This is a genomic window from Nonomuraea sp. NPDC050540, assembly GCF_044457485.1.
GTDB lineage: Bacteria > Actinomycetota > Actinomycetes > Streptosporangiales > Streptosporangiaceae > Nonomuraea.
This window is the reverse complement of the sequence record NZ_JBITHA010000015.1, coordinates 221,644-245,312: the sequence shown is the minus strand read 5'-3', so window position 1 is coordinate 245,312 and position 23,669 is coordinate 221,644. Positions and strand designations below refer to the sequence as shown.

Genomic DNA, 23,669 nt, shown 5'->3' with positions numbered 1-23,669 from the left:
TGCGGAACCCGTGCGCGAGGCAAGCGTTCCCCATGGAGCACGTCACCGCTTGGGCGGCTCGCGGTAGGTGACCGGCTTACTCCCCTTCCCCGGGTACGCCATGATCAGCAGCCTCTGGCCCTCCTGGCCGTCCTTGCCCTTGAACCAGTCGTAGTGCACGCGGATCCGGTAGTGGCCCGCGCGGCCGTTGAGCGACAGGTCGGGGAACTCGGTGCCGCTCAGATCGTCCCTGAGCACGATGTCGCCGGTGGGGCTCTCGTAGCCGACCTCGGCCACGTGGTCCCAGCCCTTGGTCTCCACCGGCGGGCGGCAGGTGTAGGTCTCCACGGTCACGCAGATGTCGAAGTCGGAGTGGGTCAGGACCATCAGGCGGCCGGGGAGGGAGGCCACCAGGCCGTCGTCCTGAGCCTTCTCCAGCAGGCCGTCCTCGGCCGGGTCCTGGTCGGGCCCGGTCGGCTCGTAGGTCTCGACGACCCCGTAGTCGGTCAGCTGGGGTTCCTTCATGCGGGTCGCGTGGGCCGGTTCGATGAGCGGGCGATGGCGCGGGGTGGCGTCGCACATGCGCTGCGCCGCGGCCTCCCATTCCTGGAACTCCCGGTCCTGCTCGGCGGCCGCCGCCTTGACGACGATGTTCGCGCTGGGGCAGATCTCCGCGAGCGGGTGGGCGAGGTCGTCGCGCTGCAGCCCGTCCGCGGCCTTGAGCCGGGCGACCTCCTCGGGATCGTTGCGGGTGTAGATGTCGCACAACCGGCGGGCGTACGCGAGGACCCTGGCGTCGGACGCGGTGGCGCCGACCTTGATCAGGCTTCCCTGCCGGAGGGAGCACACGATTCGCTGGTCGCGGGTGAGTTCCGGCGCTTCCGGCAGCCTCCCGCCCGGGTACGGCCGGCAGTCCTCGGCCGTGGTGACCGGGCCCCGCGCCTGGTCGGCGGCGGGCACGAAGCCGAGCGCGACGACCGCGGCGAGCCCGGCCAGCAGGACGTGGTGGCGTGCGCGCGGGGCGGGCGCGACTGGATACAGCAACCGCAGGAGCAGCGCGGACCCGAGCAGGGCGGCGCTGTAGAACAACGGTGAGATGCCGAAGAAGATCTCCCCGTCCGGTGCCGGGGAGAACATCCCCTCCGGATAGATCTGCTCGCCTTCGTAGCGGAACTCCCCCGGCACCGGCGTCACGGCGGTGAGCGCGCTGACCAGGCCCACGAACGCGGCGACGGCCAGCGCCACCGACACCACCTGTACGGCAAGGCGGGTCCGGCGCAGCACCGCGACCAGGATCAGCAGAGCGGGGCCGCCGGCACCGACGAAGACGTCGAGGCCGAGCCAGGTCAGGGCCTGCCCGCTCTCCTCGCGGACGAACTGCTCGATCGCGCCTCTGGGGCCGATCCAGAGGTACCTGCCCTGCGCGAGGTTGACGGCGGCGGGGATCAGCGGAAGCACGACCGCCACGGCGGGCAGCGGCCATCGCCGGGCCGCCGACCGCTCCGGCGCGGGAACAGCGGCCTGCGGCAGGGGGCCGGCCAGTTCGTGGGCGGTCCTGGCCTCCCACACCAGCCCGAGGACGCCGATGGCGGACAGGAGCGAATAGACCAGGAGGATGGAGGGGAACTCGGATCCGAAGTAACCGAAGGACACGGTCCCGGTGGGCTGGAGAACCGACACCACCTGCGCGGCGATCCCGATCCGGACGGTCGCCGCGCTCCAGCGGGGGTCCCTGTGCTGGGCGATCAGGATCGACACCGCCCATGCCGTCCAGATGTAGCCGGACATGCCGGCGAGGGTGAGGTACTGCGTCACCACCTCCAGGCCGAGGACCTCCGTGATGTTCTGCCCGATGCCGAGCACGCCGACGAGGGCCCCGGTGACCAGCGAGAACAGCCGCAGCCCGCGGGAGGCGGTGTCACGGAGCACCAGGAAGAACAGCCACGCGACGGCTATGCGCAGGAGGCCGGAGAAGATCCCCGTCACCGTCCAGACCCAGTAGATCTCCCGCGTGATGATCAGCGGGACGCTGGCGAGGTCGAGCAGGCTGGTGCCGACGCTGAGGTAGAGGGCCAGCCGCAGCAGGCCGACCTTCCTGCCCCGGTCCGTCAGCTCGCCGCGCGCCCGTCCACGCAGCACCTGCCACAGGGCCCACGCCTGGAGCGCCCCGATGAGTACCAGGGCGATGGTCAGTCCCCACGGGATGCCGGAGCGGAAGAGACTCTCGGTGAACATGTCGCGGGTGACGACTTTCCACAGGAGACCATTGCGCGGGGTGGCCGGCGTGAGGGCGCAGAGCACCGCGACCACGGTGAGATAGCCGAGCGCGATCAGGGCCGCGATCTTGCCGAAGCGGTAGCGACGCATGGCCATCCTTGGGGGGCGAACCAGTCAAAGCGCCCCAACCTATCCAGCCGCCGCGAGGCGATCAAGGTGTCAGCCGACGCCCACGGTCTGCCGCTCGGGCTCGATGACGCCGACGACGCGTTCCTCGTCCCGGGGGTAGGGCCGGCCGAGGTACTTCATCGAGATCCGGTCGATGATCTCCCAGGCCACGTCGCCGTCGAGCCACTCGACGACCCGGCCGCGGACGATGACAGGCTCGAACGGGTTGTCGAGTGGCGCCATGGACAGTGCCACCCGCGGGTCGCGGTGGAGGTTGCGGGCCTTGCGCGAGTGCGGGCCGGTGAGGAAGACGATCCGGTCGCCGTGGGTGGCGACCCAGAGCGGGACGGTGTGGGGCGAGCCGTCCGGCAGGACGGTGGCCAGGTGGGCGACGGAGGTGCTGTCGAAGGCTCGGCGGACGCCGGGGTCGAGCTCGCTCATCGTGACGACTCCTTCTTGAGTTCCTTGAGGAGACTCTAACAGTCTAAGTTCCTTTAGGGAACTCCAATCGGTAGACTGATGTCATGCAACGCACCAAGTTCGGGGATATGGCCTGCTCCATCGCGCGTACCCTCGACGTGATCGGAGAGCCGTGGTCGCCGCTGATCCTGCGCGACGTGTGGGCGGGCTTCACCCGGTTCGAGCAGCTCCAGGCTGATCTCGGCATCTCGCGCAAGGTGCTGACCGAACGGCTCAACCACCTGGTCGGCCACGGCGTCCTCGAACGCCGCCCCTACGATCAGCGGCCGCGCCACGAGTACCACCTGACGGCCAAAGGGGCCGAGCTGGTCGACGTGCTCATGGTCATGGCCGGGTGGGGGGACCGGTGGCTGGCGGGCGAGGCCGGTCCGCCGGTGCTCTACCGGCACCACGCCTGCGGCGAGATCAGCCAGGCCGACCTGCGCTGCGCCCACTGCGGCGAGCCGATGCACGCCGGCGACGTCGACCTGCTCCCCGGGCCGGGCGCGGCGCGATGAGTCTCGCCCGCGGGCGGGGTCTCACTGTCGAGACGATCGGAAGGAGCGGGTCAGATGGACCTGTACAGCGTCGTGTGCGTGCGTGACCTGGAAACCTCGCGCAAGTGGTTCGAGGTGTTCTTCGGGCGGCCGGCGGACGAGATCATCGGCGAGGAGCTCCTGTGGCAGGTCGGTGAGAACGCCTGGGTCGTGCTCGACGACCGGCAGGTGCGGGCGGCGCGGGTGGGAGGCACCATGATCACGTTGGGCGTGACCGACCTGGACGACATCCTGGCCCGGCTGGCCGCCCACGGGATCGAGCACGATCCCGTGGAGACCTACGGCAACGGAGTCCGCCACGTGGACGTCCTCGACCCCGACGGCAACAGCCTGTCTCTCGCGCAGGCCCCCGCCGAGTGAACAGCCCCGGCCTCATCGGAGGCCGGGGCTCCGGCGCTACTCGCGGCCGCCGATCGCCTCGGCCGGGTGCTCCCTGAGCGCCAGCCGGGCCGGGATCGCGGTGGCGGCCAGGGCCAGCGCCGCCACCCCGGCGATCACGCCCAGGTAGCCCAGCGGCGGCACCGACGGCACCGGCGAGCCGGTCATGCCCAGGCCGGTCGCGGCCAGCGTGATCGCCGAGATCAGCGTGCCCAGCACCACCGAGACCAGCACGGCTGCGGCCGTCTCCTGGCGCAGCATGCCGAGCACCTGCCGCCGCGTGGTCCCGACCAGGCGCAGGAGCGCCATCTCGCGGGAGCGGGCCGAGGTGGACATGGCCAGCGTGTTCACGACCGCGATGGCGCAGAAGGCGATGATCAGGCCCATGGCCACGTAGTTGACGGCCGCGCCGCCGGAGGAGGAGTTCCCGGCGGGGGACAGGAGGGGGCCCGCCCCGGCCAGCGCTGCCCGGTCGCCGCCCGCGACCAGGAGGGTGCCGCGCGGGTCGTCCACGTGCTTGGAGACCAGCGCGTGCGGCAGTGTCAGCTCGCCGAAGCCCATGCCGCGCGTGTAGACGGCGGCGACGGTCAGCTCGGCCGGGGTGCCGTCGCCGAGCGTGAGCGCGAGCCGGTCGCCGACCGTGACGCCGAACCAGCCGGCCGCCTTGGTGCTGAGCGCCACCGACCTCTCGCCGAAGCCGGTCATCGAGCCGGCGACCACGCCGAGGTCCATGGTCTGGTCCAGGCCCTGCGGGGTGACGGCCTGCGCGCCGTACCGCTCAAGGTCGACTCTGACGGAGGTGCGCAGCACCTCGGTGACGGCGCGCACGCCGGGCACCTCGCGGGCGGCGGTGGCGGAGGCGCCGGGGCCGAGCACGGTCTCGGCCTTGGTCCCCGCGACGGCCTGTTCCTGGGCGGCGGCGCCCAGCGTGGTCTGCACGAACAGGATGGTGCAGGTCATGGCGATCATCAGGCTGAGCGGTGTGATCACCGAGGACATGCGCCGGGTACCGGCCCGCAGGTTGCGCGCGGCCAGGTAGCCGCCCGCGCCGGGACCACGCAGGGGCAGCGCGGTGACGGCGCGGGCGATGAGCGGGCCGAGCAGGGAGACGGCCAGCGTCCAGGCGAGCGCGGTGAGCATGGTGACCGGGCCGGCCGCGGCCTCGGTGTCCAGGGTGGTCAGCAGGATCGTCAGCACGACGCTGCCCGCCAGCACGGCCGGCCCGGCGATCAGACGTCCGACCGGCAGTCCCGGCTTCTCCATCGCCGCCTCGCCGAGCGCCTCGACCGGTCGGATCTTGGAGGTACGGCGGGCCGAGACGCGCGCCGCCGCCCAAGCCGCCGCGACGGTGGCGAGCACGGCCGCCGCCATCGGGAACGGGCTGAGGACCAGGTGCAGGTTGTCCGGCATGGCACCCAGGGCCACGAACCGCCCGCGCAGCCAGAACCCGAGCATGATCCCGGCCCCCGCCCCGAGCACCCCGGCCAGGGCGCTGACCGCGAGCGCCTCGCCGCCGAGCATCCGGCGGATCTGCCGGGGAGTGGCCGCGACGGCCCGCAGCAGGGCCAGTTCGCGCTGGCGCTGCTGGATGGAGAGCGCGAACGTGCCGACCACGACCAGGATCGCCACCAGCAGCGAGGTGCCGCCCATCGCGCCGCCCATGCTGATCAGCTTGATGCGGGCGTTGTCGCCGTCGCGGAACTCCACCGCGCCGCGCTCGTCGCCGGTGTAGGCGAGCGCGCCCTTGACCGTGACCGGGACCCGCGGGAACACGCCGATCGCGCTGACCAGGCCGGGCCGCCCGGCCAGCCGGCGGGCCTCGGCGGTGCTGAAGAAGACGGTGCGCCCGCTGGGCAGCGCCTGGTGGGTCACGCCGACGACGCGGTAGGTCCTGCCCGCGGCGGTGAAGTTCTCGCCGCGGAAGCTCGCGTCCACGACGACCTCGCCCGCCTTCTCCGGCGCGCGGCCGCTCTTCAGCGTGAACGGCGTGAGTGCCGCCGACTCCCAGCCATGGCCCAGCGCGTCCCCGGCGGGGAAGGTGACCTCGGTGACGACCTTCTCCACGCCGGGCGCGGCGGCCAGGTCGGCGGCCAGCCTCTCGGGGATCCAGCGCAGCTCCGACAGCGCCTTGGCCTTGACCTTGGACTCGCCGTCGCCCTTGTCGACGACGCGGCGTTCGAACTGGTCACCGGCCACGATGACCGGTGCCCCCGCGTACCGTTCCGGAGCCAGTGCGCCGCGCAGGCCCGTCTCCAGCAGCATGCCGCACGCCGTCACCAGCGCGGCGGCGCAGAACAGGGCGACGAACGCGCCCGCGAACCCGGCCTTGCGGTGCCGGAGGGTCTTCCATGCCAGCGAGATCATCGCTTCCACGCTCCCAGCCTGGTCATGCGCTCGGCCACCTTCTCGGCGGTGGGCGCGGTCATCGAGTCGGCGATCCGGCCGTCGGCCAGGAACAGGACGGTGTCGGCGTAGGAGGCGGCGACCGGGTCGTGGGTCACCATCACCACGGTCTGGCCCAGGGCCGAGACCACCTCGCGCAGCAGGACCAGCACGTCGCGGGCGGTCATCGTGTCCAGGGCGCCGGTCGGCTCGTCGCCGAAGACCACCTCGGGCCGCACCACCAGGGCGCGGGCGATGGCCACCCGCTGCTGCTGGCCGCCGGACAACTGGGCCGGCAGGTGACCGGTACGCCCGTCCAGCCCCACCCGGCGCACGATCTCGGCCAGCCACGCGGCGTCGGCCTTCTCACCGGACAGGCGCAGCGGCAACGTGATGTTCTCCAGCACGGTCAGCGAGGAGACCAGGTTGAACGCCTGGAAGACGAAGCCCACCCGGCCCCGGCGCAGCTCGGTCAGGGCGGTCTCGCTCATGCCGGCCAGTTCCGTGCCGCCGAGCCGTACCGAACCCGAGGACGGAACGTCCAGGCCCGCCGCGCAGTGGAGGAACGTGCTCTTACCGGAACCCGAGGGGCCCATCACCGCGGTGAAGCTGCCACGCGGGATGCCTGCCGACACCTCGCGCAGGGCCGCCACCGCGTTCTGCCCTTTTCCGTACACCTTGCTCACCGCGTCCAACCGCACTACGTCCGTCATGGGTCCAAGCCTGCTGGCGGGCGTTGTCGCAGGACAGAGACGTGCTCACCGGGTCACCATGACCTCGTCATAAAGCGGACACTGGTAGACATGACCCCGTGATTCGCGTACTTCTGGCCGAGGACCAGCACGTCATCAGGGGCGCCCTGGTGGCGTTGCTCGGGCTTGAGGCCGACCTGGAGATCGTCGAAGCGGTCGAGTCGGGGGACGCCGCCGTCGCCGCCGCGCTCGTTCACCGGCCCGACGTGGCCGTGCTCGACATCGACATGCCCGGCACCATCGACGGCCTGGACGCCGCCGCCACGATCCGCGGCAAGCTCCCCGCCTGCCGCACCCTCATGCTCACCGGGTACGGCAAGCCCGGCCACCTGCGCCGCGCCCTGGCCTCCCAGGTCGACGGGTTCCTGCTGAAGACGGCGCCTCCCGAGGAGCTGACCGCCGCCATCCGCACCGTGGCGGGAGGCGGGCGGGTCCTGGACCCCTCGCTGGCCGTGACCGCCTGGGACCTGGCCGACAACCCGCTCACCCAGCGCGAGGTCGACGTGCTGCGCCTGGTCGCGGGTGGGGCCGAGGCCACCGAGGTGGCGGAACGGCTACACCTGACCGCGGGCACCGTCCGCAACTACCTGACGGCGATCGTGGCCAAGCTCAACGCCCGTAACCGCACCGACGCCGTCCGCATCGCGAGCGAGTCCGGCTGGATCTGACGGCAGCGCCGCCTCCAGGGTGAACCAGCCGTCCTCCCGCGTGGTGGACAGCGTGCCGTCGAGGGCGGCCAGGCGGGTGGTGAGGTTGCCGATCCCGGCCGAGCCCCTGCGGATCGGGCCGCCTTTGACGCCGTCGTTGCGGACGCGCAGCCGTACCCGGTGGCCGTCGGCGGTGGTGGTGACGGTGCAGTGGCGGGCGGTGCTGTGCCGGAGCACGTTCGTGACCGCCTCCCTGAGGACGGTGCTCAGCACCGTCTCGGCGGCGGCCGCCAGCGGCGGATGGGACAGCTCGATGGTGACCTCGATTCCGGCGGCGGTCAGCACCGCGCGGACGTTGTCGGCCTCGGCGGGCAGGAGCAGGTCGCGGTGGTCGCCGGAGACCGAGCGCAGGTCGGCCTGGGCGCGCTCGGCCATCTCGGCGATGTCGCGCAGCTCGCTTTCCGGGTTGCCGAGGCGGCGGGCCAGCTCGCACTTGATGAGGATGGCGGCCAGGCTGTGGCCGAGCAGGTCGTGCAGGTCGCGGGCGGCGCGCAGCCGCTCCTCGACGACGGCCGCGCGGGCCAGGGCGTCGCGGGAGTCGCGTGACTCCTTGAGTATCTGGGCGAGCTTGATCAGGCCGTACAGGACCATGGCGGTCACCAGCGTGCTCAGCGTGTAGTTGACCAGCGCCGGGACCGGCAGGCCCATCAGGTGGCTCGCCACCGCCGCGCTGGCCGCGACGAGCCCGGCCAGCGGCACCGCCACCCGCCAGGAGAACGAGAGCAGCACCGGCCCGGCCAGGAATCCCAGGACGCCCAGCCAGCTGCGGCCCAGCAACGGCATCGGGAGATAGGTCAGAGCGGTCAGCGCCGCCAGCCGGCCCATGTGGCGGCCCTTCACCGAGGTCAGCTGGAGCACCACGATCACGGCCAGGAGCGCGGCGGCCGGGGCCAGCAGGTGAGCGGGGGTCTGCATCAGCCCCTTGACCACGAAACCGAGCAGGACGGCCGCGGCCAGCACCACCGACAGCCGGTAGGAGTCGTGGTCGGCACGCGGCCTGCCCAGGTCGGGCAGGGTCGCCTCCACGCTCAGCCGTCCCTCGTCGGTCAGCCGGGTGACCAGCCTGCCGCCCGCCTCCTCGACGCGCGCGGGCAGGTCGTCCAGGAACGCGTCGTCGGCGGTGCGGGCGCCGTCGCTGGTCACGCGCAGGAAGACCCGGCCGGTCTCGATCACGCAGAGGCTCGCCGTGGCCTGACGCAGTACGTCGGTGACGGCCTCGCGCAGCACCGCCGCCAGCAGCGCGCCCGCCGGGCCCAGCGGCTCCTCGTGGCCGACGCGTACCTCCACGGCGATCCCGGCCGAGGACAGCATCGCCCTGGCCGTGGTGATCTCCGGCGCCAGGGACATCGCCCGGTAACCGGCCGCCGCCGCCCGCGCCTCGGCCAGCGAGGCTCGGGCCGTCTCGGCCTGCGGGTCGCCCGCGCGGGCGCCGGCCGCGATCGTCGCCAGCGCCCGGCCCAGGCCCTGGTTCAGCTCGGCGGCGATGCGCAGCCGTTCCTCGGCCGCCGCGGACATCGCCAGCGCCAGCCGGGTGGCGGTGATCTCCTCGACCTGCCCGATCAGCGTCGTGAGCCCGTAGACGACCAGGGCGATCAGCATCGCGCTGATCGCCCCGTCGGCGTTGCCCAGCACCGCCGCGCTGCCCACGACCAGTACGGCGAGCGGGCGCAGCCGGGTCAGCAGCAGCGCGCCGCCGGCGAAGCCGAGGATGCCGACCGAGGTGCCGAACCCCAGCACCGCCGCGTACGAGCCCAGCACGACCACGGCCAGGATCCACCCGTGCCGCCACCGGACGAACGCCAGCTGCGCCACGCAGACCACCACGGCCAGCCAGGAGCCCGCCGCCACGTAGATGCTCGCGAAGCTCGCCAGTGCCGCGATGACCAGAATCCATGCCCGTTTCGCCACCTGGGAAGCTTAGGAGAAACTTCGCGTAACCCCCGCAACCGGGCATCTTCTTTGCAGTAATGCGGACATTTCCTGTTTTGTGGCGCGGGTAGGTAGGGCTACATGCACTCTGCTGTGAGCGGCGGGCAGTTCACGCTGTCGGCCGGCGGCTACACCGCCGTGGTGACCGAGTCCGGCGCCGGGCTCCGCGTCCTGCGGCTGGACGGGCAGGACCTCGTCCTGACGTACGGCCCGCAGCAGGTCGCCCCGGCCGCCTTCGGGCAGCTGCTGATCCCATGGCCCAACCGGATCGAGCGCGGCCGCTACTCCTGGGAGGGGCGCGAACTCCAGCTCGACATCTCCGAGCCCCGCTTCGACTGCGCGATCCACGGCCTGGTCCGGTGGCTGCCCTGGAACCTGGAGAGCCAGACGCCGGAGGCGGTGGCGCTGACGTGCAGGCTGCTCGGCAGCCCCGGCTACCCGTTCCGGCTCGCGCTGCGGGCCGAGTACGCGCTCGACGCCGGGTCCGGTCTGACCATCCGGGTCACCGCGCTCAACGACGGGGAGACGGCGGCGCCGTACGCCCACGGCGCGCACCCGTACCTGACCGTCGGGGAGCCCATCGACGGCTGCGCCGTCCAGGCGCCCGGCCGCAGGCACCTGCCGGTGGACGCGATGATGATCCCGCGTGGCCCGGCCGAGCCCGTCGACGGCACCCCGTTCGACCTGCGCACCCCGCGTACCCTCGGCGACCTGCGGATCGACCGCGCGTTCACCGACCTGGAGCGGGACGCCGACGGCCGGGCCTGGGTCCACCTGACCGGGACCACCCGCACCACCTCGCTCTGGACGGACCGCGCCCACCCGTGGCTGGAGCTCTACACCGCCGACTCCGTGCCCGGCCCTGAACGCCGCAGGGGCCTCGGCGCCGAGCCGATGACCTGCCCGCCGAACGGCTTCGCCAGCCGTACGGACCTCGTCGTCCTCCAGCCCGGCGACCTGTTCACCGGCACGTGGGGGATCACCGCGGCGGCCTAGCCGTGTGCTTCCGGCATCGCCCGTTCCATGTCGGCTTCGTGCTCGGCACCACCGCGGGCGGCCGCTCCTCCACCTGATCTACGGCCGCAGCCACTCGGTGACCAGGGCGGGGCAGGTCACCTCGCGCAGCGGCGGGATCGTGTCGCGGAACTCCGGGGCGTACCGCACCGCTTCGAGGAGATCGGCACCGGGCCGGGCGTAGACCTCGCCGTCGCGTTCCACGCGGGCGCGGGCGGGGACCATGGGCAGGAGTTCGACCGGCAGCGGCCGTCCCATGCTCGCGGCCTGCGCGTCGAACGCGGCCTTGAGCCGGGCCAGCGCCTCGTCCCGCGCCACGGGGTCCATGCCCGGGTAGTTGCCGGGATCGTTCTCCGCCGACCGCGGCCCGTCGAGGTTGACGATCCCCGGGCACTCGGGATGGCGCCTGGCCCACAGGACGGCACGTTCGTACAAGTGCTTCCCCCACCCTCGCGGCATTCTGGACCGTACGAAGTTCCGTGTCTTGGCATCGAGGAAAGGGTCGCGATGCTCAATCTGTCGATCATTCTGGAAGACAGTGCCCGCCATGTTCCGGACCGCACCGCCCTGGTCTTCGGGGACCTGCGCCTGCCGTACTCGATGGTGGATTCTGTCGCGAACCAGGTGGCCAACCTCCTGGTCGCTCGGGGGATCGGCAAGGGTGACAAGGTCGCGCTGCTCTGCCCGAACGTGCCCTACTTCCCCTTCGTCTACTTCGGCATCCTCAAGGCCGGGGCGACCGTGGTGCCGCTCAACCTGCTGCTGCAGCCGCGGGAGATCGCCTACCACCTGGCCGACAGCGACGCCAAGGCGCTCTTCTGCTTCGACGGCACGCCCGAGCTGCCCATGGGCGCGCGCGGGCGGGAGGCCTTCGACGCCACCGACGGGTGCGAGCAGTTCATCGTGCTGCCCACGACGCCGCTGGCCACCGAGTCGGAGCACGGCGAGTCGTTCTGGGCGGCGCTGGGCGGCATGTCCGCGGAGTTCGAGACGGTCCAGACCGAGCCCGGCGACACCGCGGCCATCCTCTACACCTCCGGCACCACCGGCCAGGCCAAGGGCGCCGTGCTGACCCACGCCAACCTGCTGATCAACACCATGGTCAGCGACGGGATGTTCCCCGCCGACCCCGAAGGCGACGTCTCGCTGGCGGTGCTGCCCCTCTTCCACTCCTTCGGCCAGGTCTCGGTCATGAACGTCTGCCTGCGCAGGCGCGGCACCCTGGTGCTGCTGCCGCGCTTCGACCCCGGCGCGGCGCTGGAACTCATGTGCCGGGAGAAGGTGACCATGTTCGCCGGGGTGCCGACCATGTACTGGGCGATGCTCTCGAAGATCCACAGCGACGGGGACGAGGTGCCCAAGACGCTGAGGGTGGCGGTGTCCGGGGCGGCCTCCCTGCCGATCGAGGTGCTCAAGGACTTCGAGTCCACCTTCGGCATCCCCATCCTGGAGGGCTACGGCCTGTCGGAGACCTCCCCGGCGGCCAGCTTCAACCAGCTCAGCCGGCCCACCAAGCCCGGCACCATCGGCTTCCCCATCTGGGGCGTGGAGATGAGGCTGGTGGACGACGAGTGGAACCCCATCGAGGGCGAAGGCCCCGGCGAGGTCGCCGTCCGCGGGCACAACATCATGAAGGGCTACTACGGCAGGCCCGAGGAGACCGCGGACGTCATGCGGGACGGCTGGTTCCGCACCGGCGACATCGCCACCCGCGACGAGGAGGGCTACTACTCCATCATCGACCGCACCAAGGACATGATCATCCGGGGCGGCTTCAACGTCTACCCGCGCGAGGTGGAGGAGGTGCTGATGACGCACCCGGCGATCTCGCTGGTGGCGGTGGTCGGCGTGCCCCACGACTCGCACGGCGAGGAGGTCAAGGCGTACGTCATCCTGGCGCCCGGCGCTACGGCGAGCGGGGACGAGCTCATCGGCTGGGCCAAGGAGAACATGGCGGCCTACAAGTACCCGCGGATCATCGAGTTCCGCGAGACCCTGCCGATCTCGGCCACCGGCAAGATCCTCAAGCGCGAGCTGCGCTAGCGAGCTGGTGAGCGTCTGCGGGGACCGTTCACCAGCTCAGGGCACCGGCTTCAGGGCAGCCAGTCGATCGCGGCGGCCAGCTCCGAGGGCGTCGTCCCGAAGGTGTCGCGGAAAACCCGGGTGAAGTGCGGGCCGTCGGTGAAGCCGGCGCTGTGCGCGGCCGTCGTCAACGTCTGTCCCTTGGCCACCAGGCCGATGGCCTGTTGCAGGCGCAGCCACCGCACGTACGGCCGCAGCGGGATCCCCACGTGCGCGCCGAACAGGTGCGCCAGCCGGCTCGGCGACAGGTGGACCGCGTCCGCCACCGTGCGCAGCCGTACCGGTCCGCGCCGCAGAAGCGTGGGGATCACCGCGATCGCCGCCTCCACCGCGGGGTGGAGGCGGGCGCCCGCGGCCGCGCTGTGGCCGGTCCACCCCTCCACCGTCCGCAGCGCGGCCGCCGCCTCGGCCGAGCGAGCATGACCGGCCGCCGGCGCGGCGAACATGAGCGGCAGGATGCCCTCGGCCGGGACCGGCGGATCCTGGAGAACCGGCGCCCAGTGCGACGCCGTGGATCCCGCCCCGAAGCGCGCCAGCAGGGAACGGCCGGGCGAGCTGCGGGGATCCAGGAGCGCGAGCAGGGCCTCGTGCGCCCCCTTGCGCACCGCGTGGCGGATGTCGGGCGGGACGATCGCGATCTGCGTGGTCAGCTCTCCACCGTGGGCGTCGCCCATCGTGAACGGCTGCGCGGACACGATCAGTTGGACCGCGTGGTGCGCGTGCAGGTCGTTCCTGCCGACGGTGCCGCCGAAAAGCAGAAGGCCGGGCCGGATCAAGCACCAGCCCCGCCAGGGATGTGACATCACACCGCCCTCCTGCGGGCCAGCGTATCTGCTCGCGTCTGTGCGGCCCTAAAGCATCAAAAGCCCCAAAAGCCTTAAGGGCCATTCCTTTTTGGGGACAACCAGTGAGGGGTGGGTCGCCGTTAGGGCCACTTCGTGACCCTGTGCGGGTGCTTCTTCTGCCGCAGGCGTTGCCCGCGATCCCCGCCCCGGTGCCGGCCGGGACCTTCGACGGCATCCCGTCCGGCCGGCGGGGTGAAGCTTTTCGGCCTGGCGCGGTAAGTACAGGTGACCGTACACACCAGGAAAGGCCGACATGCATGACACTCGCCCGCGAAGACGTCAACGTCGATGACGCGGCCTTGGATGACGCGGCTCTCATCGAGAGATCGCTGACCGAGCCGGAGGTCTTCGCCGACCTTTTCGATAGGTATGCACCGTTACTGCATCGCTATGTGACCAGGCGGCTGGGGCCCGCCGAGGCCGAGGACGTCGTCGCCGACACCTTCCTGGCCGCCTTCCAGCGTCGGGGCGCATATGACCGGGGCCGCCCCGACGCCCGCCCCTGGCTGTACGGCATCGCCTCCAATGTGATCGGCAAGCGGCGGCGTACCGAGACCAGCCTCTACCGCGCCTACCTCCGCACCGGCGTGCACCCGGCGCAGACCGCGAACACGCAGGTCGAGGACGGCGTCAACACGCTGGCCGTCAACCTGCCGCTGGCGCGGGCGCTGCTGAAGCTCAAACAGGTCGATCGCGACGTGCTGCTGCTGGTCGCCTGGGCCGAGCTGAGCTACCAGGAGATCGCCGACGCGCTCGCCATCCCGCTGGGCACCGTCGGTTCCCGGCTCAACCGGGCCCGAGCCCAGATCCGCCAAGCGTTGCGGCCAGGACAAGGAGAATGACGATGAACGAACTCAAGAGCATGTGGGCGACCGTCCAGCCCGGCACCCACGAGGATCTCGCCGGAGCCAGGCGGCGGCTGCTGAACGGCATGCGCCCCAGACGCCGCTTCACCGCCCCCCGGCTGCTGGTCGCGGCGGGGGCCGCGGCGGCGGTCGTGGCCACCCCGCTGATCGTGGTGACCGGCACCCCTGCCTACGCGGTGACCACGAACCCGGACGGCACGATCACGGTGGCCGTCAACGAACTGCGCGACCCCGGAGCGCTGGAGGCCGACCTCGCCGCGGCCGGCGTCACGGCCGACGTGACGTTCCTGCCCACGAACACGTGGTGCGCCGAGACGCCCCGGTTCGACAGCGTGGACGCGGCCTACGACTCGGAGGGAACGCCCACGCCCGGTGAGGTGCGGACGTGGCGCTCCTTCCAGGCCACCCGGGTGCTCTCCCAACGGGAGCTCCTGATCTCCCCCGAGCACATCCGGCCAGGTGAGACGGTCGTGCTGGAGTACTCGGAGACGCCCGGGGGTCCCGCTCCCTGGCAGCTCGGCACCTGGCTGGCCAAGGCGGGCAGCACGGTGAAGCCCTGCACACCCATTCCCCGCCCGAGCTCCTAGCCCAGGAACTCCCGCACTCGTGGTCGTGTCAGGTCGCGCGCCGCCTCGGCGGACATGCCGCGCTTCTCCAGGTGCGCGGCGGCCTGGAAAGGCAAACTCCTGCCATGGAAACGCGATCCACGAAGTATGGAATTAACCAGACTTTCGGGTAGCAACCGGGCACTGGGCTTAACTGGTGAAATGAGCGAAGAGCCCAGCGTTGGACCGGTGCCAGAGGGGCCGCCGCAGTCCCGTCCCTACCACCACCCGGCCGCCGGCTGGGGAGCGGCCAAGGCCGTGACCGAGTTCGTGGTGCACGAGCGCGAACTCGTCGACGGCCCCCGCGCCGTGCTGCGCATGAACCACGAGAACGGCGGCTTCGACTGCCCGGGGTGCGCGTGGCCGGACACCCAGGGCCTGCATCTGGACATCTGCGAGAACGGGATCAAGCACGTCACGTGGGAGATGACCGGCAAGCGGGTCGGCCGGGAGTTCTTCGCCGCCCACACAGTGAGCGAGCTGTCGCGGTGGAGCGACTTCGCGCTGGAGGACCAGGGCCGCCTGACCGAGCCGATGTCCTACGACGCCGCGTCCGACCGTTACGTCCCCATCAGCTGGGAGGAGGCGTTCGAGCTGTTCGGCCGGACGGTCCGCGAACTGGACGACCCGAACCAGGCCGCTTACTACACCTCGGGCCGGCTGGGCAACGAGGCCACCTTCCTCTACCAGCTCATGGCCCGCGAACTGGGCACCAACAACCTGCCCGACTGCTCCAACATGTGCCACGAGGCCAGCGGCCGCGCCCTGCACGCCTCGCTCGGCACCGGCAAGGGCACCGCCGACCTCAAGGACTGGGACAGCGCGGACGCGCTGTTCGTCATGGGGGTCAACGCGGCCTCCAACGCCCCCAGGATGCTCACCAGCCTCGCCGAGGCCTACCGCCGCGGCGCCCAGATCGTGCACGTCAACCCGATGATCGAGGCGGGCGCCACCCGGACGATCATCCCGCACGAGTTCACGCAGATGGCGTTGTTCCGCGCGACCCGCACCAGCACCCTGAACCTCCAGGTACGCAGCGGCGGCGACATGGCGCTCATGCGCGGCATCGCCAAGGCGACGCTGGAGCGGGCGGAGAGCGATCCCGGGGCCGTGGACCAGGAGTTCGTCGACCGGCACACGACCGGGTTCGCGGAGTACAAGGCCCTGTGCGCGGCCACGCCGTGGGAGGAGATCGAACGGCAGAGCGGTCTCGGCCGCGACGACATCCTGCGGGCCGCGCGTGTGTATCGCGGCGCCGACCGCAGCATCATCAGCTGGTGCCTGGGCGTCACCCAGCACGAGCACGGCGTCGACACCATCCGGGAGATCGTCAACGTGCTCCTGCTCCGCGGCAACCTGGGCCGGGAGGGCGCGGGGCCGTCGCCGGTGCGCGGGCACAGCAACGTCCAGGGCAACCGGACGTGCGGCATCGACCACCGGCCGCCCAAGGAGTTCCTGGACCGGCTGGCGCGGGTGTGCGGCATCGACCCGCCGCGCGCCGACGGCCTGGACGTGGTGACCACCATCGAGGCGATGCACCGGGGCGAGGTGAAGGTGTTCGTCGGCATGGGCGGCAACTTCGCCATGGCCGCGCCCGACACCCCCTACACCCATGCCGGGCTGCGCTCGTGCGAGCTGACCGTCCACGTGAGCACCAAGCTGAACCGCAGCCATCTCGTCCACGGCCGCCGGGCGCTCATCCTGCCGTGCCTGGGCCGCACCGAGAAGGACGTGCAGCGCGGCGGCGTGCAGCAGACCTCGGTCGAGGACTCGATGAGCATGGTGCATCTGTCGGTCGGAATGAAGCGCCCCGCCTCACACCACCTGCTGTCGGAGCCGGCCATCATCGCGGGCCTGGCCCGCGCCGCCCTCCCGCACAGCGACACCCCCTGGGACTGGTACGTCGAGGACTACGACCGCATCCGCGACACCATGGCCCAGGTCCTGGACGGATTCGAGGACTTCAACCGCCGGGTCCGCCTGCCCATGGGCTTCCGCATCAAGCAGCCCGCCCGCGAGCTGGTCTTCCTCACGCCCTCCGGCCAGGCGGAGTTCTCCACCGCCCGGCTGCCCGACGTCGTCCCGGCGCCCGGCACGCTGATCCTGGGCACCATGCGCTCCCACGACCAGTGGAACACCACGATCTACTCCGGCAACGACCGCTACCGCGGCATCAAGAACCTGCGCACCCTCGTCTTCATGAACGCCGACGACATGCGCGAACACGGCATCGGCCAGTTCGATCCCGTCGACGTCACCAGCACCGCCAGGGACGGCACCACCCGCTCCCTGCACGGCTACCTCGCCGTCCAGCACAACCTGCCCAAAGGCTGCTGCGCCGGATACATGCCCGAGATGAACGTCCTGTGCTCCATCACCGACCACAGCACCCAAAGCGACCAGCCGTTGATGAAACACCTCCGGGTCACCATCGACCCGGCCGCCTGACCTCACGGCAGAAGGCGGACGATCTCCTCGATCACCAGCTCGGGCTCGTCCTGCGGGACCATGTGCCCGGACTTCCCCGCCACGACATGCCTGCCGTACGGCAGGGCCGCGACGAGCCGCCGATGGCTGGCGATCAGGTCCGGCCGCACGCGCCGCTCCATCGCGGTCGGGGCCAGCGCGCCGCTGATGGCCGTCACGGGCACCGGCGGGAGCGGGCGGGTGGAGTCGCGCAGGGGGGCGAGCCCCTCCGCGAGCGCCTCGTACTCCGCCCGGGTGGCCCGCAGCTCCGACGCACGCGTCATCTCGGCCACCGCCTCGGCCCGCATGTCCGGCGGGAACAGGCGCAGGATTCGGCGTACCTCCGAGGTGATGGTCTTGACGCCGAGCCGGGACAGGACGATCAGCACCGACTGCAGGGCGAGGGCGACGGCCCTGGTGCGCCGCGCGTAGTAGATGTCCAGGTCCTCGGCCGCCTGGTCGATCAGCACGAGCGCGGCCACCCGCTCGGGGTGCGCGGCCGCGTAACTGCGGATGATCGGCCCGCCCAGGCTGTGACCGGCCAGAATGTACGGCCCCGCCCCCAGGTGATCCAGCAGGTGCCCGAGGTCGGCCACCATGCGCTCCAGGTCGCGCCGGGCCGGGTCGCGGTCGCTGCGCCCGAGCCCGGCCCGGTCGTAGGCCACCACCGTCGTGTGCTTGGCCAGGGCGGGCAGCACCAGCCCCCACTCGGTGCGGGTCGCCCCGAGCCCGGACTCGAGCACCACGACCGGCCCGCCGGAGCCCTGGGTCACGTGGTGCAGCCGCCGCCCGTCCGGCAGCGTCGCGTACCTGGAGTCGCCGAAGACACTAGACACTGAGATTCTCCTTCTTCACCGGGACAAGATCATGCTGGATCGTGCGCGCGGCCGAGGCGATGATCAGGCCCGCCACCAGCGCCGGAATCGCCATCCCGAGGGCGCCGCCGGAGCCGATCAGCCAGGCGCCGGCCAGCCCGCCCACCGCGAGGCTGATGCCGAAGAAGCTGGCGGTGTAGCTGCGCTGCGCGGGCGCGGTCACCGAGACCATGATCAGCGTGATCATCGGCAGGATCAGCGGCGTCAGCATCAGCCCGACGAAGAACGCGATCAGGCACAACACCACATTAGGCGCGCTGACCCCCAGCGCGAACGCCGAGCCGCAGCAGACCAGGAGCACGGCGATCACGTAGGGGACCCGGCGCGGGTCCGACGTGAAGATCCCGTCGAGCCGCCGCCCGAGCGTCACCAGCACCACGATCGTCGCGGCCGAGCAGACCGCGGTGAAGATCCCGCGCGCCTCGGTCTCCAGCCCCCAGCGTTCCTTGAGATGGATCGACAGGAACGTCGCCGCGGGCACCAGCAGCATGCCGAACGCGACGAAGCACGCGAAGACCCGCCGCAACGTCCTGGACCGCAGCAGCCCGCCGCCGCCCGCCGGGGCCTCGAACCGGCCGATGCCCGGATCGCGCAGCCGCAGCGCGAACAGGCAGCCCAGCATCGAGACCACGCCGAGCACCACGAACACGGCCCGCCAGTCCAGGTCCAGCCATCCGGCCAGCGCCGAGACGGTGAGCGGGCTCAGGATCGCCCCGGCGGGGGTGGCGGCGCCGTACAGGGCGAGCACCCGGCCGCGGACGGCGGGTTCGTACAGGTCGGCGAGGAGGGGCGAGTGCAGCGCGAGCTGGCTGCCGTTGGCCAGGCCGCTCAGCACGAGCAGCACGCCGACCATCCACACGCTGTTCGCGAACGCCATCGCGATCGTCGACAGGCTCCAGACGAAGCCGGTGACGATGGAGATCACCGCGCGCCGCGGCCGGCCGCCGACCAGCGCGGCCATCAGGAACGGCGCGGTTCCGACGGCCAGCAGCTGGATCGCCATCAACGTGGCGAGCGCGCTCGCCGAGACGCCGAGCGAGCTGGTCATGTCCGGCGCGAGCACGCTGAGCGCCTGGTTGACGAAGGCGTCGGTGATCGCCAGCATGCCGACGGCGAGGACGGGATAGAGCCTCATGAGGGGTCGAACACGATCGGCTTGACCTCGCCGCGGCCGTACAGCTCGGCCTGGCCGGGCATCGACACGCTCCACGACCGCATGCCGTACGGGCCGAAAGCCACGATCCGCAGGCAGGGACCGCCCGCATAGGCCCGCCCGCCGGAGAAGTAGGTGGCGCGCAGCGGCACCTCAAGCTCCAGCAGCGCGCCCCCGCGACCGGGCACCCCGGGCGCGAGCTCGTGCGCCGCGCCATACGCTTCCTCCGGTACGGCCGGCGCCACCTTCTCCAGCGCGTCGAGCGGATCCTCACCCGCCGAACGCCAGGCCAGCCAGACCATCGCGTCCACCGAGTCAGGACCGGCGTGCCCGTCGAAGCCGAGCAGCCTGCGCAGCAGCAGGCGATGCCCGCCGGGCCACCCGGCGACGCGCGCGGGGTCGGCCGCAGCGGCGTCGGCGAGCTTGGCCTGCCACAGCGGGGTGTCCATCCAGCGGTCCTCCATCGCCCACGCGGTCACCTCCTCGACGTCGGTGGCGTAGGCCCTGCTCAGCAGCTCGACGCTGCGCCTGCCTCTGCTGGTGTCGCGGCCCGCCTCATCGTTGAAGGCGTCGCGGTGCCAGTGCTCGGGAGACAGCGCCGGGTCGGGCGCCACCGTGTCGGGCGCGGTATTGCAGTTCTGGAGGTATCCGGACACGGGGTTGGCCAGCTGCACCAGCTCGGCCGCCGGGCGGACTCCCTGCCAGGCGGTCGCCGAGGTGTTGCCGTCCAGCACGCCCCGCTCCTCGAAGCCGCGCACGGGCACCCGGCCGGTGCGCAGGTAGAAGCAGTCGCCCGCGGAGCCGGCCGCCAGCAGGTTCTGCGGCGGGAAGTCGCAGGCGTCGAGCGCCGCGCGCAGCTCGCCGGTGTCACGGGACCGCAGCATCGCCATGAACTGCCGCTCCGTCTGTCCCGCCCGTCCCATGTACGGCGTGCACACCACGTAGACGGCGGCGTCGTCCCTGGCCACGACCGGGGCGATCACGCCGTTGTGCAGCACGTGGGGATGGCCCCCGTACTCCAGGACCTTCCTGGTCTCGCCGTCGTAGCGGTAGACGTCGCCGTCCACCTCGATGCGGTAGGCGTCGGACACGCGCGGCCCGCCGGTCGTCAGGCCCCAGGCGACGTCGGCGTTGTGGGCGAGCGGCGGCAGCATCGCGCCCAGGAAGCCGAACCCGGTGTAGTGCAGGTCGCCGCCCTTGACGACGGCCTCGTACATCTCGAAGGCGCCGCCGAAGGGCAGGTGCGGGTCGCTGACCAGGATCGTCTCCCCGGCCGCCGTCCGCCACGGCCTGAGCACCCAGGCGTTGGAGCCGGGCGGGACCAGGGCGAGGTCCAGTTCGGAGGCCGGGGCCGCCGGGGTGAGGCCCGCCGCGCGCAGCGCCGTGACGGCGTCGACGATGATCCAGTACAGCATCACCGTGCGGTTGACGCCGATCGGCAGCGCGGGCTCCAGCGGCGGCGCCCACGCGGGCACGTCGGCCGGGTGCTCGTCCATCCACGCCGCGATCCCGGCGACGAACGCCACATAGCACTCGCGCAGGTCGGCCGGGAGGCTGTCGAACCCGCGCCTGGCCTCTTCGAGCACCTGCCAGCGACGCTGGTTGGCGTCGCGCTCCGGCTCACCGAGTTCGCCGCGGACCAGCCGGTATTGGCGCAGCACACCCGGCAGGTCGTCCTGCGCCTGGGCGTAGCCGAGGCCGAAGTAGGCGGCGGGTTCGCTGGTGGCGTCGAGCAGCGGGGTGCCGTACGGGTCGCGGTGGATGCGCACCGAGCCCCACGAATTGTCCATGGGCTCAACAGTGCGTGAAGAGATGGCGCCGAACCTTGTCCGATCGGCCAAGAACCTGCTCGCACCCTTGGCCGATGGGTTCAGCGGCGGGCGTGGCGGATCGTCAGGCGTCCGAGGCCCATGGCGCCCGAGATACGGATCGTCGGTCCTGCCGTGCCGTGCCGCCCGGCCCTGTAGCGCGGGTCCTTCCACCCGGCGGCCAGGCCGTCGAGGTCGACGGTCGCGTCGCGGGGGACCGTGATCAGGGCCGCGCCGGTGCCGAGCCGCAGCTCGATGTCGACCACGGGATGGTCGATGATCGCGCGCGACAGGTCCAGGCGCACCTTCGCCAGCGCGGACTCGACCTTGAGCGTCCTGGGCACGCGCCAGGCGCCGCGCCGCAGGATGAGCCCGCTGACGGCGGCGATCGTGCCCGCCCGCTCCTCGCCGTCCGGGAGCGCGGCGGCGAGCTGGCCGGGGGTTGCGGCGGTGAGCGCCTGGTGCAGGCGTTCGTTCATCTCCTGGTGGGTGAGGTGTCCTTGGGCGTACGCCTCCTGCACGCGGCGCACCGCCGTATCGCGGTCCGCTTCTTCGACCATCACACGTTCTTTGATCACCACGCGTCACCGCCCCCGGCGTGAGTACGCGCGCAGCGACAGCGGGACGAACACCACCAGCAGCGCCGCCGACCAGAGCAGGACGGTGGCCACCGGATGCGCCAGTGGCCAGGCCACGTCCCCGGACGGGGCGCCCGGATTGCCGAACAGGTGCCTGGAGGCGGCGGTGAGCGCGCTGACCGGGTTCCAGTCGGCCAGGAAGCGCAGCCAGCCCGGCATGCCGCCGGTCGGGACGAACGCGTTGGACAGCATCGTGAACGGCAGGAACAGCGGCACCATCGCGTCGGCGACCTGCTCGTTCTTCACCGCCAGGCCCACGTAGACGCCTGCCCAGCTCAGCGCGTACCGCAGCACGATCATCAGCAGGAACGCCTGGGCCGTGGGGATGAGGCCGTTGTGCGGCTGCCAGCCCACCAGCAGGCCCGCGCCCACCATGATGGCCAGCATCAGCAGACCGATCAGCAGGTCGGCGCCGGTCTGCCCGAACGGCACCGCCAGGCGCGCCATCGGCATGGAGCGGAAGCGGTCCATCACGCCGCGGGAGGCGTCGCCGGCCATGCGCGTCATGACCCCCATCACCGCGGAGAAGGTCACCATCGCGAACAGGCCGGGCATGAGGTATTCGCGGTAGTCGCCGCCGTTCGGCACCTGGATCGCGCTGCCGAAGACGTACCCGAACAGCACCACCATGACGGCCGGGAAGATCAGCGCCACGACGAGTTCGCCGGGATTGTTGCGCAGCCGTCCCAGCTCGCGGCCGACCAGGGTCAGCCCGTCGGTGAGCGTCCAGCGCAGGCGGCCCAGGGACGAGGTGAGAGCGGTCATCGGACGGGCTCCTTGCGGTCGGTGAGGCGCAGGAACACCTCGTCGAGGGTGGGACGGCGCAGGCTCACGTCGGCGGCGGCGACTCCGGCGTGGTCGAGCCCGCGCACGATGTCGGCGAGGCGGAGGCCGGTGGGGGGCAGGGCGACGGTGAGCCGGCCGTCGGTCGCGGTGGGCTCGCTGCCGGCGAGGGTGTTCAGGACGGTCGCCGCCGCGGGCGTCGCGGCGGGGTCTTCGAGGGTGACGTCGAGGCGGTCGCCGATCGTGGCCTTCAGCTCGTCGGGCGTGCCGGTGGCGATCACCTTTCCGTGGTCGACGACGGCGATGTCGTCGGCGAGCTGGTCGGCCTCGTCCAGGTACTGGGTGGTGAGCAGCACGGTCGTGCCGTCCGCCACGAGTTCGCGGATGCTGTCCCAGATCTCGCCGCGGTTGCGCGGGTCCAGGCCGGTGGTGGGCTCGTCCAGGAAGAGCACCTCGGGGCGCAGAATGAGGCTGGTGATCAGGTCGAGGCGGCGGCGCATGCCGCCGGAGTAGCCGCTGACCTGCCGATCGGCGGCGTCCATCAGGCCGAAGCGGTCGAGCAGCTCGTCGGCTCGCCGGCGCGCCCCGGCCCGGGACAGGTGGGAGAGACGGCCGAACATGCGCAGGTTGCCGCGGCCGGTGAGCTTCTCGTCCACGGCGGCGTACTGGCCCGCGAGCCCGATCTTGGCGCGCACCTTGTCGGCCTCGCGCACGACGTCGTATCCGGCGATGCGGGCGTGCCCGGCGTCGGGATCGGACAGGGTCGCCAGAATGCGCACCGCGGTTGTCTTCCCGGCGCCGTTGGGGCCGAGCACGCCGCAGACCGTTCCTTTCGGGACGCTCAGGTCCAGCCCTCGCAGCGCATGGGTGTCGCCGAAGGACTTGCGCAGTCCTTCGGCGAGCACGATCGGATCAGCCATGACCTCTCCACTGGGTACGTTGTACGCGATTATCGCGGCCAGCGTAAATTACTGGGTACCATGTACGCAAGTAGGGAAGGGTGGAG

The 23,669-nt window shown here is 71.7% G+C and carries 21 protein-coding genes; 8 read left to right on the top strand and 13 right to left on the bottom strand.

What is annotated here, in order from left to right; genetic code table 11:
- Positions 1-42 precede the first annotated feature (42 nt).
- Both ACIBI5_RS39835 and ACIBI5_RS39830 read right to left on the bottom strand, forming a co-directional pair.
- A complete protein-coding gene (locus ACIBI5_RS39835; protein ID WP_397254692.1) occupies positions 43-2,346 on the bottom strand; it encodes a hypothetical protein in 2,304 nt (767 codons plus the stop codon).
- Between the two features lie 69 nt (positions 2,347-2,415).
- Positions 2,416-2,805: a TIGR03618 family F420-dependent PPOX class oxidoreductase gene (locus ACIBI5_RS39830; protein WP_397254690.1), complete on the bottom strand. Its 390-nt coding sequence runs from the start codon at positions 2,803-2,805 to the stop codon at positions 2,416-2,418.
- 83 nt (positions 2,806-2,888) lie between these two features.
- Here ACIBI5_RS39830 and ACIBI5_RS39825 point away from each other — a divergent pair, with 83 nt between their 5' ends.
- Complete coding sequence (locus ACIBI5_RS39825; RefSeq protein WP_397254688.1) at positions 2,889-3,341, top strand: winged helix-turn-helix transcriptional regulator; 453 nt, start codon at positions 2,889-2,891, stop codon at positions 3,339-3,341.
- 54 nt (positions 3,342-3,395) lie between these two features.
- Positions 3,396-3,740: a VOC family protein gene (locus ACIBI5_RS39820; RefSeq protein ID WP_397254686.1), complete on the top strand. Its 345-nt coding sequence runs from the start codon at positions 3,396-3,398 to the stop codon at positions 3,738-3,740.
- A gap of 36 nt (positions 3,741-3,776) precedes the next feature.
- Here ACIBI5_RS39820 and ACIBI5_RS39815 read toward each other — a convergent pair whose 3' ends face one another.
- Positions 3,777-6,122, bottom strand: a complete 2,346-nt coding sequence (locus ACIBI5_RS39815) for an FtsX-like permease family protein (RefSeq protein WP_397254825.1) — start codon at positions 6,120-6,122, stop codon at positions 3,777-3,779.
- On the bottom strand, positions 6,119-6,853 hold the full coding sequence (locus ACIBI5_RS39810) for an ABC transporter ATP-binding protein (RefSeq protein ID WP_397254684.1): 735 nt from the start codon (positions 6,851-6,853) through the stop codon (positions 6,119-6,121). Before ACIBI5_RS39810 ends, ACIBI5_RS39815 begins: the two co-directional genes overlap by 4 nt.
- Positions 6,854-6,951: 98 nt before the next feature.
- Here ACIBI5_RS39810 and ACIBI5_RS39805 point away from each other — a divergent pair, with 98 nt between their 5' ends.
- Entirely contained in the window at positions 6,952-7,560 is a 609-nt protein-coding gene (locus ACIBI5_RS39805) for a DNA-binding response regulator (RefSeq protein WP_397105872.1), read from the top strand.
- Here the strand turns inward: ACIBI5_RS39805 and ACIBI5_RS39800 are convergent.
- Positions 7,447-9,507, bottom strand: coding sequence for a histidine kinase (locus ACIBI5_RS39800; RefSeq protein WP_397254682.1), 2,061 nt, complete (start codon positions 9,505-9,507; stop codon positions 7,447-7,449). The genes ACIBI5_RS39805 and ACIBI5_RS39800 overlap by 114 nt on opposite strands.
- Before the next feature lie 102 nt (positions 9,508-9,609).
- On the opposite strand from ACIBI5_RS39800, the gene ACIBI5_RS39795 reads away from it, so the two are divergent.
- Positions 9,610-10,524: an aldose 1-epimerase family protein gene (locus ACIBI5_RS39795; RefSeq protein ID WP_397254680.1), complete on the top strand. Its 915-nt coding sequence runs from the start codon at positions 9,610-9,612 to the stop codon at positions 10,522-10,524.
- Positions 10,525-10,602: 78 nt separating this feature from the next.
- On the opposite strand, the gene ACIBI5_RS39790 is transcribed toward ACIBI5_RS39795, so the two are convergent.
- Positions 10,603-10,977, bottom strand: coding sequence for a hypothetical protein (locus ACIBI5_RS39790; protein WP_397254678.1), 375 nt, complete (start codon positions 10,975-10,977; stop codon positions 10,603-10,605).
- Positions 10,978-11,049: 72 nt separating this feature from the next.
- Here ACIBI5_RS39790 and ACIBI5_RS39785 point away from each other — a divergent pair, with 72 nt between their 5' ends.
- A complete protein-coding gene (locus tag ACIBI5_RS39785) occupies positions 11,050-12,585 on the top strand; it encodes a long-chain fatty acid--CoA ligase (RefSeq protein ID WP_397254676.1) in 1,536 nt (511 codons plus the stop codon).
- A 50-nt stretch (positions 12,586-12,635) separates the two neighbouring features.
- Here ACIBI5_RS39785 and ACIBI5_RS39780 read toward each other — a convergent pair whose 3' ends face one another.
- Positions 12,636-13,427, bottom strand: a complete 792-nt coding sequence (locus ACIBI5_RS39780) for a helix-turn-helix transcriptional regulator (RefSeq protein WP_397254674.1) — start codon at positions 13,425-13,427, stop codon at positions 12,636-12,638.
- A 299-nt stretch (positions 13,428-13,726) separates the two neighbouring features.
- Between ACIBI5_RS39780 and ACIBI5_RS39775 the strand changes: the two genes are divergently transcribed.
- The 3 genes from ACIBI5_RS39775 (at position 13,727) to ACIBI5_RS39765 (ending at position 17,388) form a co-directional block, all read left to right on the top strand.
- The gene (locus tag ACIBI5_RS39775) at positions 13,727-14,311 is read left to right on the top strand and encodes an RNA polymerase sigma factor (RefSeq protein ID WP_397254672.1); all 585 of its coding nucleotides are present in this window, start codon (positions 13,727-13,729) and stop codon (positions 14,309-14,311) included.
- A gap of 2 nt (positions 14,312-14,313) precedes the next feature.
- Entirely contained in the window at positions 14,314-14,922 is a 609-nt protein-coding gene (locus ACIBI5_RS39770) for a hypothetical protein (RefSeq protein ID WP_397254670.1), read from the top strand.
- Between the two features lie 207 nt (positions 14,923-15,129).
- Positions 15,130-17,388: an FdhF/YdeP family oxidoreductase gene (locus tag ACIBI5_RS39765; protein ID WP_397254668.1), complete on the top strand. Its 2,259-nt coding sequence runs from the start codon at positions 15,130-15,132 to the stop codon at positions 17,386-17,388.
- A gap of 2 nt (positions 17,389-17,390) precedes the next feature.
- Here the strand turns inward: ACIBI5_RS39765 and ACIBI5_RS39760 are convergent, their stop codons facing one another.
- The 6 genes from ACIBI5_RS39760 to ACIBI5_RS39735 form a co-directional block, all read right to left on the bottom strand.
- Positions 17,391-18,242 carry an alpha/beta fold hydrolase gene (locus ACIBI5_RS39760; RefSeq protein ID WP_397254666.1) on the bottom strand — a complete coding sequence of 284 codons (852 nt, stop codon included), beginning with the start codon at positions 18,240-18,242 and terminating at the stop codon, positions 17,391-17,393.
- Positions 18,235-19,416, bottom strand: a complete 1,182-nt coding sequence (locus ACIBI5_RS39755) for an MFS transporter (RefSeq protein WP_397254664.1) — start codon at positions 19,414-19,416, stop codon at positions 18,235-18,237. The genes ACIBI5_RS39760 and ACIBI5_RS39755 overlap by 8 nt, the downstream gene beginning before the upstream one ends.
- Positions 19,413-21,224: a penicillin acylase family protein gene (locus tag ACIBI5_RS39750; protein WP_397254662.1), complete on the bottom strand. Its 1,812-nt coding sequence runs from the start codon at positions 21,222-21,224 to the stop codon at positions 19,413-19,415. The genes ACIBI5_RS39755 and ACIBI5_RS39750 overlap by 4 nt, the downstream gene beginning before the upstream one ends.
- Positions 21,225-21,304: 80 nt before the next feature.
- Positions 21,305-21,802: a DUF1707 domain-containing protein gene (locus ACIBI5_RS39745; protein WP_397254660.1), complete on the bottom strand. Its 498-nt coding sequence runs from the start codon at positions 21,800-21,802 to the stop codon at positions 21,305-21,307.
- Positions 21,803-21,826: 24 nt separating this feature from the next.
- A complete protein-coding gene (locus ACIBI5_RS39740; protein ID WP_397254658.1) occupies positions 21,827-22,645 on the bottom strand; it encodes an ABC transporter permease in 819 nt (272 codons plus the stop codon).
- The gene (locus tag ACIBI5_RS39735) at positions 22,642-23,583 is read right to left on the bottom strand and encodes an ATP-binding cassette domain-containing protein (protein WP_397254656.1); all 942 of its coding nucleotides are present in this window, start codon (positions 23,581-23,583) and stop codon (positions 22,642-22,644) included. Before ACIBI5_RS39735 ends, ACIBI5_RS39740 begins: the two co-directional genes overlap by 4 nt.
- Positions 23,584-23,669 lie beyond the last annotated feature (86 nt).

Coding starts and splice junctions, on each gene's coding strand:
- ACIBI5_RS39835 (WP_397254692.1), bottom strand. CDS start 2,346: ATGCGTCGCTACCGCTTCGGCAAGATCGCGGCCCTGATCGCGCTCGGC.
- ACIBI5_RS39830 (WP_397254690.1), bottom strand. CDS start 2,805: ATGAGCGAGCTCGACCCCGGCGTCCGCCGAGCCTTCGACAGCACCTCC.
- ACIBI5_RS39825 (WP_397254688.1), top strand. CDS start 2,889: ATGCAACGCACCAAGTTCGGGGATATGGCCTGCTCCATCGCGCGTACC.
- ACIBI5_RS39820 (WP_397254686.1), top strand. CDS start 3,396: ATGGACCTGTACAGCGTCGTGTGCGTGCGTGACCTGGAAACCTCGCGC.
- ACIBI5_RS39815 (WP_397254825.1), bottom strand. CDS start 6,122: ATGATCTCGCTGGCATGGAAGACCCTCCGGCACCGCAAGGCCGGGTTC.
- ACIBI5_RS39810 (WP_397254684.1), bottom strand. CDS start 6,853: ATGACGGACGTAGTGCGGTTGGACGCGGTGAGCAAGGTGTACGGAAAA.
- ACIBI5_RS39795 (WP_397254680.1), top strand. CDS start 9,610: ATGCACTCTGCTGTGAGCGGCGGGCAGTTCACGCTGTCGGCCGGCGGC.
- ACIBI5_RS39785 (WP_397254676.1), top strand. CDS start 11,050: ATGCTCAATCTGTCGATCATTCTGGAAGACAGTGCCCGCCATGTTCCG.
- ACIBI5_RS39780 (WP_397254674.1), bottom strand. CDS start 13,427: ATGTCACATCCCTGGCGGGGCTGGTGCTTGATCCGGCCCGGCCTTCTG.
- ACIBI5_RS39775 (WP_397254672.1), top strand. CDS start 13,727: ATGACACTCGCCCGCGAAGACGTCAACGTCGATGACGCGGCCTTGGAT.
- ACIBI5_RS39770 (WP_397254670.1), top strand. CDS start 14,314: ATGAACGAACTCAAGAGCATGTGGGCGACCGTCCAGCCCGGCACCCAC.
- ACIBI5_RS39755 (WP_397254664.1), bottom strand. CDS start 19,416: ATGAGGCTCTATCCCGTCCTCGCCGTCGGCATGCTGGCGATCACCGAC.
- ACIBI5_RS39750 (WP_397254662.1), bottom strand. CDS start 21,224: ATGGACAATTCGTGGGGCTCGGTGCGCATCCACCGCGACCCGTACGGC.
- ACIBI5_RS39745 (WP_397254660.1), bottom strand. CDS start 21,802: ATGGTCGAAGAAGCGGACCGCGATACGGCGGTGCGCCGCGTGCAGGAG.
- ACIBI5_RS39740 (WP_397254658.1), bottom strand. CDS start 22,645: ATGACCGCTCTCACCTCGTCCCTGGGCCGCCTGCGCTGGACGCTCACC.
- ACIBI5_RS39735 (WP_397254656.1), bottom strand. CDS start 23,583: ATGGCTGATCCGATCGTGCTCGCCGAAGGACTGCGCAAGTCCTTCGGC.